This window comes from Bacteroidota bacterium, from assembly GCA_005882315.1.
Classification (GTDB): domain Bacteria; phylum Bacteroidota; class Bacteroidia; order Chitinophagales; family Chitinophagaceae; genus VBAR01.
In genome coordinates, this window is record VBAR01000001.1 from 2,425,094 (window position 1) to 2,442,602 (window position 17,509).

Consider the following 17,509-nt stretch of genomic DNA (forward strand, 5'->3'; position numbering starts at 1 on the left):
TATGTCATTCAGCGTAACACCTTTAAAAGATGTATTGATCTTCGAGCCAAAGGTTTTTGAAGATAGCCGTGGTTTTTTCTTTGAGTCATATAATGAAAACACATTTAAGTCAGCTGGGGTAAATTTTCATTGGGTGCAGGATAATCAATCCTTATCTTCTTATGGAGTTATCCGGGGATTGCATTACCAGCTCAACCCGTATGCACAGGTAAAACTTGTAAGAGTGTTGGTTGGTGAGATACTGGACGTGGTAGTAGATATTAGAAAGACATCGCCGACCTATGGACATTCTTATGCAATTGAGTTATCAGCAAAAAACAAAAAACAGCTTTTTATTCCCGGAGGTTTTGCCCATGGTTTTTCTGTACTGAGTGAAAAAGCTGAAATGTTGTATAAATGCAATGAGTTTTACAATAGAGAAACCGAAGGAGGTATAATTTATAATGATCCGGCATTGAAAATCGATTGGCGCATACCGGCCGGTAAGGAAATAGTTTCAGATAAAGACGAAGCATTGCCTCTGCTGGCTGATTGTAAGAATAATTTTTAATTCATAGATTTAATAATGGCCCAACCAAAAATACTTGTAACCGGAGCCAATGGCCAGTTGGGAAAAGAATTAAAACAATTAGCTCCATCTTATCCACAGCTTGATTTTATTTTTTTATCAAGAGAAGATTTACCTATTCATCATTTTGAAATGGTGAGAAACTATTTCAAAATTCATAAGCCTTCCTTTCTTATCAACGCTGCAGCTTATACTGCAGTGGACCGGGCCGAACAGGAAAAAGATCTGGCCATGCAGGTAAATGCAGAAGCAGTAGGCGTACTGGCAGCAGTGTGTAAAGAAAATGATTGCAGGTTTATTCATATATCAACGGATTATGTTTTTGATGGCAATGCATCCACACCCTATAAAGAAGATACGCCAACTAATCCGCAATCAGTTTATGGTTCATCAAAGCTGGAGGGGGAGAAGCAGGCAATGCAATTGAACCCAGAATCGATCATTCTCCGCACATCATGGGTGTATAGTGAGTTTGGAAAAAACTTTGTAAGAACGATGATGAAGCTCATGTGTGAAAAAACTGAAGTTAATGTTGTAAGTGACCAGGTGGGTTCGCCAACTTATGCAGCAGATCTGGCCGAAGTAATTTTACAAATCACTGTCAAATGGATACCCGGCATTTATCATTTCTCTAACGAAGGAATAATTAGCTGGTATGATTTTGCAGTTGCAATAAAAGAAATAACCCGGAGCAATTGTAAAGTCAATCCGATTCCAACATCAGCTTATCCTACACCAGCAAAAAGACCGGCCTATTCTGTTTTAGATAAAAATAAAATTCAACAGTCATTTGGGATCAGTTTAAAAAACTGGAAAGACAGCCTTGCTATTTGTATTGAAAAAATAAAAAAGGCATGAATCTTGTCATGCCTGTAGAATATTTACCTGGAAATTTATTTTATTGAAGTTATTTCAGCAGTAGCGCCATTCGCATCACTCTTTATCACACCAAAACCCGGAGCAAACCATTCGATCACATCAGCTTTTACGGGAATGCTAATGCCGGAAATTTTAATATTCATTTTCTGATTGGATGAAATTTTAAAACAATCCCATGTGCCTGCAGGAGTGGTTACACTTTCCTTGCCTAAAACTTTACGTTCGGTAATGTTTACGCTTACACTACCCGACATTCCGCTCGTACTTTTATAATCCATACTGAACTGCCCATCTTTCAGTGCGTCACCTTCGTTCATGTTTACAGGATATTCAAGATAAACATCACTTGCTGTAGCGGTAGCAGTTCCCATTTGTTCCTGCTGTGCCGATGGAATAAATAACTTCATATCCATCATTAAAACACCTGCTACACATTTTACATTATTAGTTGCTTTGGAAATGCTCTTTCCTTTATCACTAAAAAATTCTGAGTTAACAGTTCCAGTTGTAGCAGTTCCGGATTTAGAAACATTTGAAATAGTATAAACCTGTTTGCCGGTTTCCTTTCCTTTTTTATTTTTAAAAGTCTGTTCGATCGTTTTATTATCCTGCAAAAAATAATAATTACAATCCTGGCCAATGATTATATTACTGAGTACAAGACAAACTGCAAACAATAAGATTTTCATGTTTATTTTTTTGAGCAATACCTAAATTAGGAAAAAATATAACTCGATTGTTACTCATATTTCCCCCAAAAAAAATCTAACTTCAGTTATACACAAGCTCTATCGCAAACGGGTTTTTCAAAAAAATTGCCTTTCATTTGTACCAAACTGTCCTTTATGCGAAAATCTAACCACCGAATCCAGGAATTATTATTCACAATTGTACTGATCATTTTATCTGCTGCAATTGCATCCGCACAGATAACAACAGCCACTTTAAGCGGCTATGTTAAAGACTCAAAAGGTGAAGCGCTGCAATCGGTGACAGTTACTGTAGAATTTGCAGATGCAGGAATCAAACAAATAGTAATTACAAAATCAGATGGAAGATTTACTGTGCCCAATCTTCGTGCGGGAGGTCCTTATGTAGTAACGATTGAACATGTAAGCTATAAAAAAGTTACAACTGAAAATGTAGTGCTCGACCTGGGATTAAACAACAGCATTGATGTTGTAATGGAAGAAAAAGAACAAACCATTGCTAACGTGGTAGTAGTTGCCCGTTCAAGTGTTTTTGATAATAAAAGAACAGGGCCTTCTACAAATATTTCAAATAGGCAATTAAGAACAATGCCCTCTATTTCCCGTTCTACAGAAGATTTTTTAAGATTTACACCATCTGCTTCTGCTACTTACAATGGAATGTCATTTGCCGGGAGAAACGGGCAGTATAACAATTTCTCACTGGACGGGGCAATTTTTAATAATCCATTTGGGTTAGATGCACCGGGCCCGGGCGGGCAAACCAATGCGCAACCTATTTCATTGGATGCAATTGAACAGATCCAGGTAAATATTGCACCCTATGATATAACACAAGCTGGCTTTACCGGTGCGGGGGTAAATACCGTTACTAAATCCGGGAGTAATAAATTTTCAGGAACGGCTTATGCATTTTACCGTACAGAAACATTTACTGGCAGAGAAGTTTCAGGACACAAACAGGTTGTTCCTGATCTAACACAATTTCAGGGCGGCTTTGCTTTTGGGGGTGCTTTAAAGAAAAATAAACTTTTTTATTTTTTAAGTTTTGAAACCGAACAAAGAACAGATGAGGCTACAAGCTATGTTACACGCAATGCAAGCAACGGTGGCAATTCAAATACATCCCGTGTACTGGAATCCGATATGCAGGCGGTAAGAAGCATTTTAAAATCGAAATTTAATTATGAGACCGGCGATTACCAGGGGTTCACACATAATCAAGATAACTATAAATGGATGGCAAAATTGGATTGGAATATCAACAGTGTTCATAAACTCGCATTTACTTATAATGGATTAAGTGCAAGGAAAGAGAAACCTGCACACCCGAGTGCCATCGGTCGCCGGGGTCCTGATTATACAACATTGCAATTTCAAAACTCAGGTTACGAGATCGTGAATGATCTGCACAATTTTGCTGCTGAGTTGAAATCAAATTTCAAAAGTGGTAATGCAAATAAGCTGAGGGTGATCTACACAACTTTTAGAGATAGCCGTAATCCATTTTCAGCGCCTTTCCCCGTTGTAAATATTTCCAAGAATAATACAAGATATATTGTTGCAGGTCATGAACCTTTTTCAATTTACAATCGCCTGAATCAGGATGCTTTCCAGGCAACAAACGATTTCCAGATATTTGCCAACAAACATACCGTTACAATTGGTGCATCACTCGAGACTTTCAAATTTGGAAATTCATTTAACCTGACTGGTTATGGCCCTACAGTATTTTGGGATAGCGATATTCAAACATTCAAAGATAGTGTACCAGTTAGCGGAAAATTGGTATTTGGGGCTTACCCGCTTGATGTGGATGTAAACTATGCAAGGAACCGTGCTGTTGCGGATCGCTGGTCATGGTATTATCTCACCGTTGGCCAGTTTGCTCTTTATGGACAGGATGAATGGCAGGTTACTCCAAATTTTAGAATGACATTGGGACTCCGTATTGATAAGCCTATTTATTTTGAAAAAAAATTCAGTGTTGATTTTCCCAATTTTAATGGCGATGGAACTTACGCTGGGTCTAACCTGACAGCATCACCAACTGTACAGAATAGTGATAACCTTACATTATTTGATAAAGATGGTAAACCAGTTACCAATGGACCCGGCAAAGATCTCGACAATACAAGGCTGCCAACAGGCAAACCTTTATTTTCACCACGATTTGGATTTAACTGGGATGCTAGCGGAGATAAAAAATTCCAAATACGCGGCGGCTCAGGATTATTTTCCGGACGTTTTCCATTTGTATGGTTGGGTAATCATATAGGAAATCCATTCAGCTTTTTCTATAATGCTACTGATCACAATTTCCGATGGCCACAGATATGGCGTTCAAATCTTGGAATTGATATTCGTACAAATCCAGGATGGATCATAACAACAGATATTTCTTATACAAAAGATGTGAAAGCGATGATGGTACGTAATTATAAATTAGGTACTCCAACCGGAACGTTGAATTCAGGTACTGGCGACAGACGTAATATTTACCTTGCAGCTAACCAGGGTGCAGCCAATGCGTACGTATTTACTAATACAGATGTAGGCTACCAATTTAACTGGACGCTGCAGCTCCAAAGAACTTTCGCTAAAGGGCTAACCGTAATGGCTGCTTATAATTACCTGGTTGCAAAAGATGCAAGCTCTATTTCGGCAGAAATTTCAAGTGATGCATTTGACCGCAACCCAATATTGAATAATGCAAACGAAGCCATTCTTACTCCTTCTTTGTATGGAAATACACATCGCAGTATTGTAGCTGCTTCACGCAAGTTCGATTATGGTCATAATAAAAAATGGGCAACAACAATTTCCTTGTTTGGCTCATGGACCTCAGGTAACCGTTTTGCATATGTGTATGGTGGTGATATTAATAATGATGGAACTGCTACCAATGATCTGTTATATGTTCCAACTGTTGGAGAAATTGATGCAATGGCTTTTGCTTCGTTAGTAGATGTAGACGGAAATACTATATCTGCGGCAGCACAAAGACAAGGATTGAAAGATTTTATTCTCCAGGATGAATACCTGAGTGAAAGAAGAGGACTATACACAGAGAAATATGGCGGCGTTACTCCCTGGTATAGCCAGGTGGATGTTAGAATTCTACAGGATCTTATATTGAGCAAGGAAAAAGGACGATCTCTCCAGTTCAGTATTGACCTTGTTAATCTTGGGAATATGATAAACAGTAATTGGGGTGTTCGTAAATATGCGACTACTTCTGGTTTCTATCAGCCGCTTTCTGTAAACTATAATAACAACAGCCCGGTTTACCAATTCGATCCTTCAAACAAAAGTACATTTATTGATAGTCCCGATCTGCAGAGCCGCTGGCAATTGCAATTTGGATTGAGATATAATTTTTAGAATGTTGATTATACAAGAAACCTGTTCAGATAATTGAACAGGTTTCTATTTTTTAAATCTTGCTTCTTCTTTATTCTTATCTGATTTATCCAAATGCCGCCAACGATAACGGCCAGACCATTTATGATTCTTTCCTTCCGCAATAGTTGCGATCATATCACCAATAACAGGCCCCATTTTAAATGCATGTCCGCTGCCACCGGTTCCGATCGTAAGATTTTTTATTTCGGGATGATTGTCTATCCAGAAATGCCCATCTAATGTATCCGTGTAGCAGCATCTTCTTGTGTAAACAATTTTGTCATTAGCCAATGAAGGAATCGATTCGTTTAAGAAGTTTTTTAAATGGTTGATGTCTGATTCATACACTACACGTTCATCATGTTCCGGGTCAGTGAGTTCTATTCCTTTTCCATGATTAGCCAATTTTACCACGTTTGCTTTTGGATGAAACGGAAAACCATACCAACCTGTATTGGAAATATCTGCAGCAAGAACTGGAAATTTTTCTGCATTGAACAGTTCAGGTTGTGAAGGATCGATGTGAAAAACAGGATGCCCCGTAATTTTTATATATGGCTTTAAAGCAGGAATAAGAACATGCGAAAGATTTCCTGCGCAAACGATCACATGTCCTGCATTAAAAATTTTTCCTTCTTTTGTCTTTACACCAATAGCTTTCTGATTTGAAATGAGAATTTCATTTGCAGTTTGTTCTTCGAAAATTTCACAACCCGATTGTCTTGCATAGTCAGTAAGTCTTTCAACGAGTTTACCAGATTCAGCATAGCCGCCAATGCGATGATAAAATCCATCAATATATTTTTCAGCATTGATCGCAGGATAAAATTTTGCAATATCCTGTTGTGTTAATCTTTCAGGCTTGTATCCCTTTTTAATAAGATTTGAAAAGCTGGCTGCTTCAAAACTTAATGAATCATTTTCAAAATTGTTTTTAGATAACAGCAGAAACCCAACTTCATGGTAAAGTTGTTCATTGAACAGATCATTCCATTCACGCCATACAGGTAATGATTCTTCTACCATTTGCATGTACTCAATATCAGTTCCGTATTCCATACGGATGATCTTGCTGATATCGGTGGACTCCGCTAGCGGATGAGGAATTTTTCCGGGATTTAAAACAGCAACAGAATATTTTCTTTTGCATAATTCAACTGTCGTTGTAACGCCAAAAATACCGGCACCAATAATCAAAAAATCATAATGCTTCATATTGCAATTAGAGTTAGCTCTTTATTGTTTGTACTTCTATAAAAGTAATTATGATTATTAACTCAAAGCAACTTGCTAACCTATTATTTCGATACAATAAATATCTATTCATTTAAAATGGCTTTTTATGACAAACATTTTTCAGAAAGCCACCATGTCATTTCTTCCACCACTTTCAATTATCATCTTAGGATTATTTATCTCGCTTCAAGCATGTAAAAAAGAGATAAGGCAGGATGCACAAGCTGAGCAATCTATTGCAGACAAGGATTCCAAAAGCTTAAAGAATTTTATGCAAGTCAATCTTGTGGGTAATAATAACGAGTATGACCCTGTAAGAATTGATCCGCTAATGGTTAACGGTTGGGGAATTGCGATCAGTCCTACCGGTACGATTTGGATTTCTGCAGAAGCCACTGGTGTAAGCACTGTATATAATAAGGATGGCGGCCAGGTACTTGCAGCTGTTGCTATTCCTTCACCTACTGCAAATACTGGTGGTCATCCAACTGGCCAGGTATTTAATGCGGGCAGAGGTTTTAGACTTCCCAATCGCAACCCAGCTCGTTTCATTTTTGCCGGTGCAGATGGAGTTATTTCTGGTTGGAATGGAGGAGCAGCTGCTGTAAGAGTTATTAATGATCCCGGCGATCCTTATCTCGGTATTGCCATTGCCCGCAATGGTGCGGATAGTTTTTTGTATGTCGCTAATTTTAAGGATAACGAAATTGAAGTATATGATACTGCATGGCACGAAGTAGATATGGAATTTGAGGATGATGATCTGCCTGCAGGTTATGCGCCTTTTAATATCCAGAACATTGGCAACAAACTATATGTAATGTATGCCAAACAAGGTGTAGGTGAAGAAGAACCGGGCCCGGGTAATGGGTATGTTGATATTTACAATCCTGATGGATCATTGCTGCAACGATTTGCATCAAGAGGGCAGTTAAATGCGCCATGGGGAATAGCCAAAGCTCCGGCCAGTTTTTGGGGAACTGCGGCTACTGCTAATGTGATCCTTATTGGAAATTTTGGCGATGGACGGATCAATGCATTTGATGAAAATGGAAATTTCCTGGGGCAGCTTCGTGCAAGCGGAAATCCAATTGTAATTGAAGGATTGTGGGGAATCTCATTTGCACCGCCAACCGCAACAGCGATCAATCCCAACTGGCTTTATTTTGCGGCAGGTCCGGATGATGAAGAAGAAGGATTATTTGGGTATATAACCCGGGCTGATCAATAAATGCAAGCCATTTCTTTATAATAAAAAAAGCTACTGAGATTCAGTAGCTTTTTGTTGACCCATAAGGATTCGAACCTTAACTGACTGAACCAAAATCAGTAGTGCTACCATTACACCATGGGTCAAACTCACTCAACATTTCTGTTGGGGTGCAAAAATAAGGGTTGACCTCTTTTTGGCCAAAGGCAATTTGAAAAGTTTCAGAATATTTACACGATTACCTGGTCTTCAGGCAAGATGTTAAAGCTGGCGTTTTCCACCATTTGAGCTTCTTTTTCCCTTCGGGTTATCAATCCTCCCTGTTTTTGAGGATCCCATAGTCTTTTCATATTTCTGATCTGTGTTGCAATACCATTCAGGTTTTCGGCAGCAACCAGATTAATTATGTTTTTCATTTCCCTTCTTCGGTCACCTTCAATGCTTGTTCCGCGGTTGTACACCAAACTTACTAATGCTCCTTGTGCATCGGGCGGAAGTTTTTGTACTCCCGGATAGCGTCTTTTGGTTTTGCCTGCAAATTCAGGTAATGTAAAAAAATGAAAAGCTCTTATAGCTGTATCAAAAGGAATTTTGACCTGCTTAACAGGTGGTAATGCAGCTTTTGCATTTAAACCGGTTTTGCCTTTTACACTTATCAATAGTTGCAGATCAGAAGCTGAAACCAGCGGACCCCAGGTCTCTGTTATTTGTTTTGTTGTATAAAAACCGAGATCATAACCGATCCCAATTGTCACACCACTTTCACCACCCGGCCAGATTGGTGATTGATATTTCTGTTCATAAAAAGCTTTTGATGTTACTTCAAAAGCGATCAACGCATCAATACTTTTTTTAGATAATACCATTGATGCACCGGCTGGTGGTTTGGGTAAAACCGGTGCAATTAATGCTTCTATTTTTGTAACAGTTTCTGAACCAGGTACACCGTCATCATCAGTGTTTACCATACGCTGCACCATTTTGATAAGTGTTTTCAAATCTGTTGTGTTAGCTGTTTTACCACCACGGCTTAGCAGTTCAATACAAGTAGCGTTGTCAAAAACTCCGGATTGAGTTACGCCAATCGATGATTGAATATTATTAATACGGGTGGTGAGAGAGGATGGCATAAAATGAGTTTGATTTATACTTTGAAAGTTAAACTCATTACCCGCACAAGACAATACCCCGTTAGGAGTAATTTTTTTAAGAAAAATTATTCATGTGTCTTATTCAGAAAACGGGAGATGATAAAAAGTGGAAGGACCATGATCATTCCGCTAATGAAAAAAGGAAGGCTATGATGACTTGAGAACATAGATGTTCCTAATGGCGGGCCAATTACTCTTGCAAGTGATGAAAAACTTTGATTGGCGCCAAGAACCTGGCCTACATGCACCGGTGGCGCTATGCGGCTAAGCCAGGCTGTTACAGCAGGAGTGATGCATGAGTTACCAAAAGAAAGAAAGGCGCAGGCTACGATCTCCCATGGGTAAAATAGATCTTTAGGGGGCAGGGGTATTGCTGCAAGCCCAAGAGCCATAATGATTGCTCCGCCGATAATTAATTGCCGCGATGAAAATATTTTTGAAAGTCTGCCTACTAATAATCCCTGGAACAGTGCTGATGTGATACCAATAAATGCAAAAACATAAGTAGTTTCTTTTATTGTTAGCCCATACTTTTCTTTCCATAACAAGCCGCTTGTGATCTGCATAATGCTGAATGCAACTACATAGGAAAAGAATAACCACATCAATTGGCTGAAAACCGGTTTGCCTATCCATTTACGAATGGGAGAGATGGGATTTAAATTTCTTTTCTTATCCGGGTCAATTTGCTGGTTGCTTTCTTTTAAAAATAAATAGCCGCTTAAAAGATTTAATGCGTTAAGTATTGCTGCACCCATCCCAACCCAAAAAGCAGAACCTTCGCCACTCCAGCCTTTAAATACACCACCGAGATAAGGTCCGATAATAAAACCCAAGCCAAACATGGCGCCGATAAGTCCCATATTTTTTGTACGGTTTTGCGGTGTTGAAATATCAGACATATAAGCCTGCGCTACACTGATATTAGCACTTCCAACGCCTGCTATCAACCGGGCAGTGAATAATAAAGCTGTATTAGAAACAAAACTGAGTAAGATATTTGAGCAAAGTGTAATGAAAATACTCAGCAGCATTACAGGTCTTCGTCCTTTTCTATCACTCATGCCGCCCCAAAGAGGTCCAAAAATAAAATTCATTCCGGCAAAAATGGCAACACAAATGCCTACATACACTTCCGGCATCTTCATTTCAGTTACAAAATAAGGAAGTACAGGAAAGAGCATGCTAAAGCATAGCATGTCTATAAAGACAGTGAAGCAGAGAACGATTTTTTGTTTGGTCATTAGGTAAATATAGCTTTTAGCAATTAGCCTTTAGCTTTTAGCCTGCGGCTTCTCTGCTGTGGTAAGAGTTTCTCTAAAAGCGGTAATCATTTTTTCTTCTTCGGTTAAAATGGCTAATGTATTTCCGATCAATTCCTGGTTACCGTATTTTACTTCCCGGGCTATCAGAAGCTGGGTCTCTAGTTCAAATGAAGAGCCTAAAGCAATTTCAATAAACCGGTTATAATCTTTATCGCTGCTTCTGCTGCTGCCTTCAGCAATATTTGAAGGAATAGACACACCCGATTTATTTATCTGCAAGGCTAATCCGAATTTCTCCTGTTGAGGAAATGTTTCGGTAATTCGGAAACAATTAATAGCAATCTGAAAACCCTTTTGCCAGATTTTTAGTTCCTTGAAATTTCTCATAAAATCTATTTAATACTTTTAACTCTAAAGGCTAACGGCTAAAAGCTAATGGCTTTTCTTCTCTCTCTTCTCTTTCTTTCAGTTCTCTTATTTTATCTAATGCTCTTGCTACAACATCGCACATGATAGTGTATAATGCACCTTGTTTAGGGTTTTCATAAATATAATCCAGCGCCTGGTCCTCGTTGGGTATCGTCATTACCGGAATATGTGGATTTACTTTTTCAATTCCTTCTTTCAATAAGTCGATTATTTCATCTGCTGTTCTTCCCCTGAGATTTTTATCACAGCGGATAATTATTTCATCAAAATAGTTTGCTGATATTTCGCCGAGTTCACGGATGTCTTCATCCCTTCTATCACCCGTTCCGCTAATAACACCGATACGCATCGGATAATCCAGTTTGCTCACAAAATCACAAAGCAGTTTTAAGCCATGCGGGTTATGTGCAAAATCAGCCAGCATAGTAAAATTCTTGAAATGGAAAAAGTTCAAACGACCCGGTGTCAAACTTTCGCTTGGAATAAATGTTTGCAGACCGGTTCTTATATCTTCAATTGTTATATCACGGAATAAATAAGTAGCAAGTACAGCTGGTAAACAGTTGTTGATATTATGTACAGCCTTGCCTTCATAGGTCAACGGAATTTTCTTTACATCCAATACTCTTATTTTCCATGCTCCTTTCATAATTGTTACAAAACCGTTTTCAAAAACACAACTCAAACCATTTTCTGCTGCATGTTCTTTTATTCTTGGATTGTTTTCATCCATGCTGAACAAAGCGATATTGCATTTCAAGTCATCTTTCATTTTGTAAACCAGGTCATCATCGGCATTCAAGACTGCATAGCCATGTGGAAAAGCTGTTTCAGGAACTACAGCTTTTACTTTTCCCATCGCTTCGAGTGTATGTATACCCCCAAGACCCATATGATCGGCCGCAACATTGGTTACTACTGCAACTTCGCAATTTTGAAAAGCCAGACCTGATTTTAAAATTCCGCCTCTTGCACATTCAAGCACAGCAAAATCAACCGTCGGATCTTTTAAAACAAATTGCGATGAGATAGGCCCGGTACAATCACCTTTCATCATTAGTTGATTTTGTATATAAACTCCGTCTGAAGTCGTATAGCCAACTTTTTTTCCTGCACTCTTTGCAATATGTGCTGTTAATCTTGTGGTAGTTGTTTTTCCATTTGTACCTGTAATTGCGATAATAGGAATTCTTCCAGCACTTCCTTTTGGAAACAGCATGTCAACTACAGGTTCGGCAACATTGCGTGCCAATCCTTCTGACGGTTCTATATGCATACGGAAACCCGGCGCAGCATTTACTTCCAGTATTGCTCCTCCGTTTTCTGAAACAGGAGTTCGCAGATCAGTTGCCATTACATCAATGCCGCAGATATCCAAACCAATAATTTTTGCAATGCGTTCAAACATGAAGATATTAGCAGGATGCACTTCATCTGTTACATCGGTTGATGTGCCACCGGTAGAAAGATTAGCAGTTGGTTTCAGTAATACTCTTTCACCTTTTGCAGGAATAGTTTCTAAAGTAATGTTAGCGTCATCCAGCATTTTTTGAGTAAACTGGTCAATTGTAATTTGAGTCAGCACCTTTTCATGACCATAGCCACGCCGAGGATCTTTATTGATTTCTTCAATAAGCCATTTGATATCATGCTTCCCATCACCCACAACAGATGCAGGTGTACGCAAAGCAGCACAAATAAATTTATAATTGATAACAAGACAACGAAAATCAAACCCTGTAATGAATTTTTCTATTATCACATTGCGGCCATAGACTTTTGCTGCTTCTAATGCTTTTACGGCTTGCTCCCATGTAGTGATGTTAGTCGTGTTTCCTTTTCCATGATTACCATCAATTGGTTTTATCACTAATGGATAACCATATTTTTCAATTGCTTCTTTCAAACCTTCTTCTGTTCTTATTACTGTTCCTCTTGGTACAGGGATCTCCGCTGCTTCAAGCAACTGTTTTGTTTCTTCTTTATCACAAGCAATATCCACAGCAATATTTCCGGTTGTAGATGCAATTGTGGCACGTATACGTTTCTGGTTTACACCATAACCTAACTGTACCAAACTTTGTTTGTTCAATCTTATAAAAGGGATTCCTCTTTTAGCAGCTTCATCTACAATACAACCAGTAGAAGGACCGAGCCTTGTATCTTCACGGATCACCCGCATGTTCTGAATATCTTCGGCAAGGTCATAGTCTTTCCCATCTATCAATGCTTGTGCAATTCTTACTGATGCTTTTGCTGCATACACCCCGGCATCTTCTTCCATATAGCTGAACACTACATAATACACACCTTCTTTTTCACCTTCAGGAGTTCTAGTTCTTCCAAAACCTGTATCCATTCCTGCCAGTGTTTGAATTTCCAATGCGATATGTTCTATCACATGACCCATCCAGGTACCTTCGTCAACACGTTCAAAAAAACCACCGGGTTTACCTACACTGCAGCGATGCTCATATAGAGAAGGCAAGAGTTTTTCCAGCCTTTCCCTGAACCCCGGAATTTTATTAGTCGGCATGTTTTCTTTTTCCTCAAGATCAAGCTTCATCTGGATCAGTTTGTTCCGCCGCACACTCCAGTAATTGGGACCTTTCAGCACTTTTATTTCGAGGATGTTCATACTAATAAAGTTGAGGTTGGAAGGTAGTTTTTTTTAATTAGGTAGCCAACTGGGGTACTACTATTGAGCTTTCGTTGCGTCGCACTCTTGTACAGTACAATTTAACTCAGCAGTTTGGCCACAGAGAACCTCAGAGTTTAGGGAGAGCCACAGAGAAAATCTCTGTGGCTCTCAATTCCTCAGTGGTTCTCTGTGGGCTGAAAAACTTTTCGCTACATTTATACAAACTAACAGTGATGATATCCGACAACCGTAGAAAATTTTTAAAAAAAGCTGGTGCATTTTCAGCCTTATCCATTTTTACTGCACTAACTAAACCGATGTGGGCCAGGAACCTTGATGCAGCATTAAAAAATGCAGAAGGAATTCCACCGGATGATCTTGCTAGTGAAGAAGATTTCTGGTATTATATTCAGCAATCATTTACTATATCTCCTTATTTAATTAACCTGAATAATGGTGGTGTTAGTCCCGCACCTAAAACTGTGCAGGAAGCAATGAAGCGTTATTATGATTACAGCAATGAAGCGCCGAGTTATTATATGTGGCGGTTGCTTGACCAGGGCCGTGAGCCTTTGAGAAAGCATATGGCAAAAATGGCTGGATGTGATGCAGAGGAAGTTGCTATTAACCGCAATTCATCAGAAGGATTAGAGACGGTGATTTTTGGGTTACAGTTAAAAGCTGGTGATGAAGTAGTGGCAGCAAAGCAAGATTATCCAAATGTCGTGAATGCTTATAAGCAGAGAGAAATGCGGGATGGAATAAAAATGAACTGGATAAATCTCGAACTGCCAAGTGAGGATGAAAATTATTTAGTGAGCCAGTATGTAAAAGCATTTACACCAAAGACAAAAATTGTACATATCACGCATATCATCAACTGGAATGGACAGATACTACCGGTGAAAAAGATCGCTGCAGAGGCGCATAAGCGGGGAATTGAAGTAGTGGTAGATGGTGCACATAGTCTTTTTCATTTCGATTTTAAAATTTCGGACCTTGACTGTGATTATTTTGCAAGCAGCCTGCATAAATGGTTGTATGCGCCTATTGGTAGCGGTATGTTGTATGTGCGGAAAGAAAAGATCAAGAGCATATACCCGATGTTTGCAATGGGTGATCCGATGAAAGATGATATCCGAAAATTTGAAGCATTAGGTACAAGACCTTTCTTTATTGAACAAGCAATTAGTAAAGCATTAGAATTTCATGAAATGATCGGCAATGAAAGAAAGGAAAAGCGATTGCACTATTTAAAGAATTACTGGTTTGATAAAGTAAAAAATACACCAAAAGTAAAACTGCATACTTCCTTTTCTCCTAAATGGGGCTGCGCCATCGGTAATGTTTCTGTAGAAGGTAAAAAGCCAGCCGAACTGGATTCATACCTGCTTGATAAATATAAAGTGCATACCGTAGGAATTGAATGGGAGAATATAAAAAGTGTGAGAGTAACTCCGAATGTATATACTACTACGAATAACCTCGATATATTGGTAGAAGGAATAAACACATTTGCAAAGACATGATTTATTATTTCTGATTTCGCAAGCAGAATGAACGGGTGTTACCAATTTTTATAATGAAAGCCAATTAAATTACAGTTTGATTTTCTTTCATGCCCACACTCCAAAACCGAAAAATAAATTTACTACAGGCTACTACTATCAACATGATTGATATGGTTGGTATCGGCCCCTTTGTGGTAATGCCTTTTGTAGTAAGCCAGTTCAACAGCGGATTATTTTTATGGGCATGGATATTCGGCGCTGTGACTGCATTGGTTGATGCAATGATCTGGAGTGAACTTGGCGCAGCTTATCCATTGGCGGGAGGTACTTATAATTTTCATCGCATTGCTTTCGGCGAGAAGTATGGAAAACTGATGAGCTTTTTGTTTGTATGGCAAACAGCAATTCAGGCGCCGCTGGTCGTAGCTTCCGGTGCCATCGGCTTTGCACAATACCTTACTTATATTGTTGATTTGAGTTTTATTGAACAAAAAATTGTTTCAGGGTCATTGGTGATCTTAGTTTTCATTTTGCTATACAGAAAAATAGAAGCGATTGGAAAAATTTCAGTCGCAATGGGTATAGTGGTTGTGTTGACTATTACTTGGATCATTATCAGTGGGCTTTCAAATTTTCATAACCCGGTTAAACTGTTACCAGAAGCCAGCGAATCATTTTTCAGTTTAGCATTTTGGGCAGCGGTGGGACATGCTTCTGTAAAAACAGTTTATAGTTATTTGGGATATTATAATGTTTGTCATCTCGGCAGCGAAATAAAAAGACCGGAGGTGAATATTCCAAGGAGTATTTTTATTTCTATTGCAGGCATCACTTTGCTCTACCTGTTAATGAATATAAGTGTGATGGGAGTAGTGCCATGGCAATCTGTAAAACCTGATGATAAATATTTGGTTAGTTCATTTATGGAACAGCTGCACGGGCCGCAGGCAGGTATTATTGTTACTGTTTTGATCTTGTGTATTGCCCTTTCATCTTTGTTTGCAGTTGTGCTGGGTTATTCGAGAGTGCCTTATGCAGCTGCTGTCGACGGTAATTTCTTTAAAATATTTTCAAAGCTGCATCCCACCAAAAACTTTCCTTACATCTCACTCATATTTCTTTGTGCACTCGGTTTTATTTTCAGTTTATTCATGAAGCTGAGCGAAGTGATCTCGTCCATTCTTGCCATGCGCATCATTGTACAATTTATCGGGCAGGGTGTAGGTGTTTCGTTATTGCGGAAAAGATTTGGCTCAAAGAATCTTCCTTTTAAAATGTGGTTGTTTCCACTGCCTGTGATTGTTTCTATTTGTATCTGGCTTTTTCTTTTATTCTCTACCGGTTGGTTTGCTTTGTGGGGGAGTTTGATAGCCGCAGCAGGAGTGGTAGTCTATTTTATGGTGAATAGAATTACCCAACGTACAAGTGAGTGACACAACGAAATTTTAATAGTAGTACTACAGTTTGTGCCCTAATTTTCCACATATTCACAAAATGTTTGGTATAGTAAATACGTTATAATCATTCTGATTATATTTGAAAAAATCAAACCCTTTTGAATGATTGTTCCTAAAGGAAAACTGATTGCAGTTGGCGGCGCTGAAGATAAAGGCGCTGACTCCGAAACCGGGGAAATTCACCGCAATAATCTTAATTTTTTTGAACTACAGATACTTCGCCGTGTGGTGGAAGAGGCTGGCGGCATCAATGCAAGGATCGAAATTATCACCACAGCTTCTACGATCCCCTATGAGGTCGGCGAGAATTATATGAATGCATTCGGCAAGATCGGTTGTGTGAACGTGGGTGTAATGCATATACGTAACCGCCAGGATACAGCAAATTCAGAGTATATTGAACGAATAAAAGTATGTGATGCCGTAATGTTCAGCGGTGGTAATCAATTAAGATTAAGTGTAACGGATGGGGGTACCGAGTTTCTTTCCATCATGAAGAAACGCTATATGGAGGAAAATTTCCTTATCGCCGGAACGAGTGCAGGCGCCATGGCTATGAGTAAAACAATGATCTATGAAGGCAATGCAACAAGGGCACACCTGAAAGGCGAAGTGAAAATGACAAGCGGTCTCGGGTTTATTGATACGATCATCATCGACTCGCATTTTGAAAAGCGGGGACGTTTTGGAAGATTGGTACAGGCTGTTGCGACAAATCCTTCATCTATTGGTATTGGACTTGGAGAAGATACTGGTATGCTGATCACTGAAGGGAATAAAATGGAAGCGATTGGCAGCGGGCTGGTGGTAATTATTGATGGGCATGATATTTTACACTCCAATATTGCAGATATACCGGATGGCAATCCTGTTTCAATTGAAAATCTGAAAGTTCATTTCTGCGAAAAAGGAAACGGCTACATTATTAATGAAAGAAAATTCTTAATGGAAGCCAGTGATGGTGCCGTTGTAAAGAAACAGGTGGATGTAGAGTAAGTTTTGATTTTAATGTTAAATATGGGAGCATTCTTTGATGAAAGGATGCTT

13 protein-coding genes and 1 tRNA gene are annotated in these 17,509 nt (G+C 39.0%); 7 read left to right on the forward strand and 7 right to left on the reverse strand.

The window, feature by feature from the left end:
* The first annotated feature begins 1 nt into the window (after position 1).
* Positions 2-550: a dTDP-4-dehydrorhamnose 3,5-epimerase gene (gene rfbC / locus E6H07_10025; protein TMI66215.1), complete on the forward strand. Its 549-nt coding sequence runs from the start codon at positions 2-4 to the stop codon at positions 548-550.
* A gap of 15 nt (positions 551-565) precedes the next feature.
* The gene (gene rfbD / locus E6H07_10030) at positions 566-1,426 is read left to right on the forward strand and encodes a dTDP-4-dehydrorhamnose reductase (protein ID TMI66216.1); all 861 of its coding nucleotides are present in this window, start codon (positions 566-568) and stop codon (positions 1,424-1,426) included.
* Positions 1,427-1,461: 35 nt separating this feature from the next.
* Here the strand turns inward: rfbD and E6H07_10035 are convergent, their stop codons facing one another.
* Entirely contained in the window at positions 1,462-2,136 is a 675-nt protein-coding gene (locus E6H07_10035; protein ID TMI66217.1) for a hypothetical protein, read from the reverse strand.
* A 156-nt stretch (positions 2,137-2,292) separates the two neighbouring features.
* Here E6H07_10035 and E6H07_10040 point away from each other — a divergent pair, with 156 nt between their 5' ends.
* On the forward strand, positions 2,293-5,541 hold the full coding sequence (locus tag E6H07_10040; protein TMI66218.1) for a TonB-dependent receptor: 3,249 nt from the start codon (positions 2,293-2,295) through the stop codon (positions 5,539-5,541).
* Between the two features lie 45 nt (positions 5,542-5,586).
* On the opposite strand, the gene E6H07_10045 is transcribed toward E6H07_10040, so the two are convergent.
* A complete protein-coding gene (locus E6H07_10045) occupies positions 5,587-6,777 on the reverse strand; it encodes an FAD-dependent oxidoreductase (GenBank protein TMI66219.1) in 1,191 nt (396 codons plus the stop codon).
* A 127-nt stretch (positions 6,778-6,904) separates the two neighbouring features.
* Here E6H07_10045 and E6H07_10050 point away from each other — a divergent pair, with 127 nt between their 5' ends.
* A complete protein-coding gene (locus E6H07_10050; protein TMI66220.1) occupies positions 6,905-8,029 on the forward strand; it encodes a TIGR03118 family protein in 1,125 nt (374 codons plus the stop codon).
* A 51-nt stretch (positions 8,030-8,080) separates the two neighbouring features.
* Here the strand turns inward: E6H07_10050 and E6H07_10055 are convergent.
* The 5 genes from E6H07_10055 to cphA all read right to left on the reverse strand — a co-directional run bounded on the left by E6H07_10055 (position 8,081) and on the right by cphA (position 13,491).
* Positions 8,081-8,154 (reverse strand) — tRNA-Gln (locus E6H07_10055).
* 84 nt (positions 8,155-8,238) lie between these two features.
* Positions 8,239-9,138: a hypothetical protein gene (locus tag E6H07_10060; protein ID TMI66221.1), complete on the reverse strand. Its 900-nt coding sequence runs from the start codon at positions 9,136-9,138 to the stop codon at positions 8,239-8,241.
* A gap of 86 nt (positions 9,139-9,224) precedes the next feature.
* Positions 9,225-10,403 (reverse strand): MFS transporter, encoded by a 1,179-nt coding sequence (locus tag E6H07_10065; protein TMI66222.1) that lies wholly within the window; start codon positions 10,401-10,403, stop codon positions 9,225-9,227.
* A 30-nt stretch (positions 10,404-10,433) separates the two neighbouring features.
* Entirely contained in the window at positions 10,434-10,811 is a 378-nt protein-coding gene (locus E6H07_10070; protein ID TMI66223.1) for a four helix bundle protein, read from the reverse strand.
* 31 nt (positions 10,812-10,842) lie between these two features.
* Positions 10,843-13,491 carry a cyanophycin synthetase gene (cphA, locus tag E6H07_10075; protein TMI66224.1) on the reverse strand — a complete coding sequence of 883 codons (2,649 nt, stop codon included), beginning with the start codon at positions 13,489-13,491 and terminating at the stop codon, positions 10,843-10,845.
* A gap of 239 nt (positions 13,492-13,730) precedes the next feature.
* Between cphA and E6H07_10080 the strand changes: the two genes are divergently transcribed.
* The 3 genes from E6H07_10080 (at position 13,731) to E6H07_10090 (ending at position 17,458) form a co-directional block, all read left to right on the forward strand.
* The gene (locus tag E6H07_10080; protein TMI66519.1) at positions 13,731-15,023 is read left to right on the forward strand and encodes an aminotransferase class V-fold PLP-dependent enzyme; all 1,293 of its coding nucleotides are present in this window, start codon (positions 13,731-13,733) and stop codon (positions 15,021-15,023) included.
* A gap of 89 nt (positions 15,024-15,112) precedes the next feature.
* Complete coding sequence (locus E6H07_10085; protein ID TMI66225.1) at positions 15,113-16,438, forward strand: amino acid permease; 1,326 nt, start codon at positions 15,113-15,115, stop codon at positions 16,436-16,438.
* A 126-nt stretch (positions 16,439-16,564) separates the two neighbouring features.
* Positions 16,565-17,458 carry a cyanophycinase gene (locus E6H07_10090; GenBank protein TMI66226.1) on the forward strand — a complete coding sequence of 298 codons (894 nt, stop codon included), beginning with the start codon at positions 16,565-16,567 and terminating at the stop codon, positions 17,456-17,458.
* Positions 17,459-17,509: the final 51 nt, after the last annotated feature.

Coding starts and splice junctions, on each gene's coding strand:
- rfbC (TMI66215.1), top strand. CDS start 2: ATGTCATTCAGCGTAACACCTTTAAAAGATGTATTGATCTTCGAGCCA.
- rfbD (TMI66216.1), top strand. CDS start 566: ATGGCCCAACCAAAAATACTTGTAACCGGAGCCAATGGCCAGTTGGGA.
- E6H07_10035 (TMI66217.1), bottom strand. CDS start 2,136: ATGAAAATCTTATTGTTTGCAGTTTGTCTTGTACTCAGTAATATAATC.
- E6H07_10040 (TMI66218.1), top strand. CDS start 2,293: ATGCGAAAATCTAACCACCGAATCCAGGAATTATTATTCACAATTGTA.
- E6H07_10045 (TMI66219.1), bottom strand. CDS start 6,777: ATGAAGCATTATGATTTTTTGATTATTGGTGCCGGTATTTTTGGCGTT.
- E6H07_10050 (TMI66220.1), top strand. CDS start 6,905: ATGACAAACATTTTTCAGAAAGCCACCATGTCATTTCTTCCACCACTT.
- E6H07_10060 (TMI66221.1), bottom strand. CDS start 9,138: ATGCCATCCTCTCTCACCACCCGTATTAATAATATTCAATCATCGATT.
- E6H07_10065 (TMI66222.1), bottom strand. CDS start 10,403: ATGACCAAACAAAAAATCGTTCTCTGCTTCACTGTCTTTATAGACATG.
- E6H07_10070 (TMI66223.1), bottom strand. CDS start 10,811: ATGAGAAATTTCAAGGAACTAAAAATCTGGCAAAAGGGTTTTCAGATT.
- cphA (TMI66224.1), bottom strand. CDS start 13,491: ATGAACATCCTCGAAATAAAAGTGCTGAAAGGTCCCAATTACTGGAGT.
- E6H07_10085 (TMI66225.1), top strand. CDS start 15,113: ATGCCCACACTCCAAAACCGAAAAATAAATTTACTACAGGCTACTACT.
- E6H07_10090 (TMI66226.1), top strand. CDS start 16,565: ATGATTGTTCCTAAAGGAAAACTGATTGCAGTTGGCGGCGCTGAAGAT.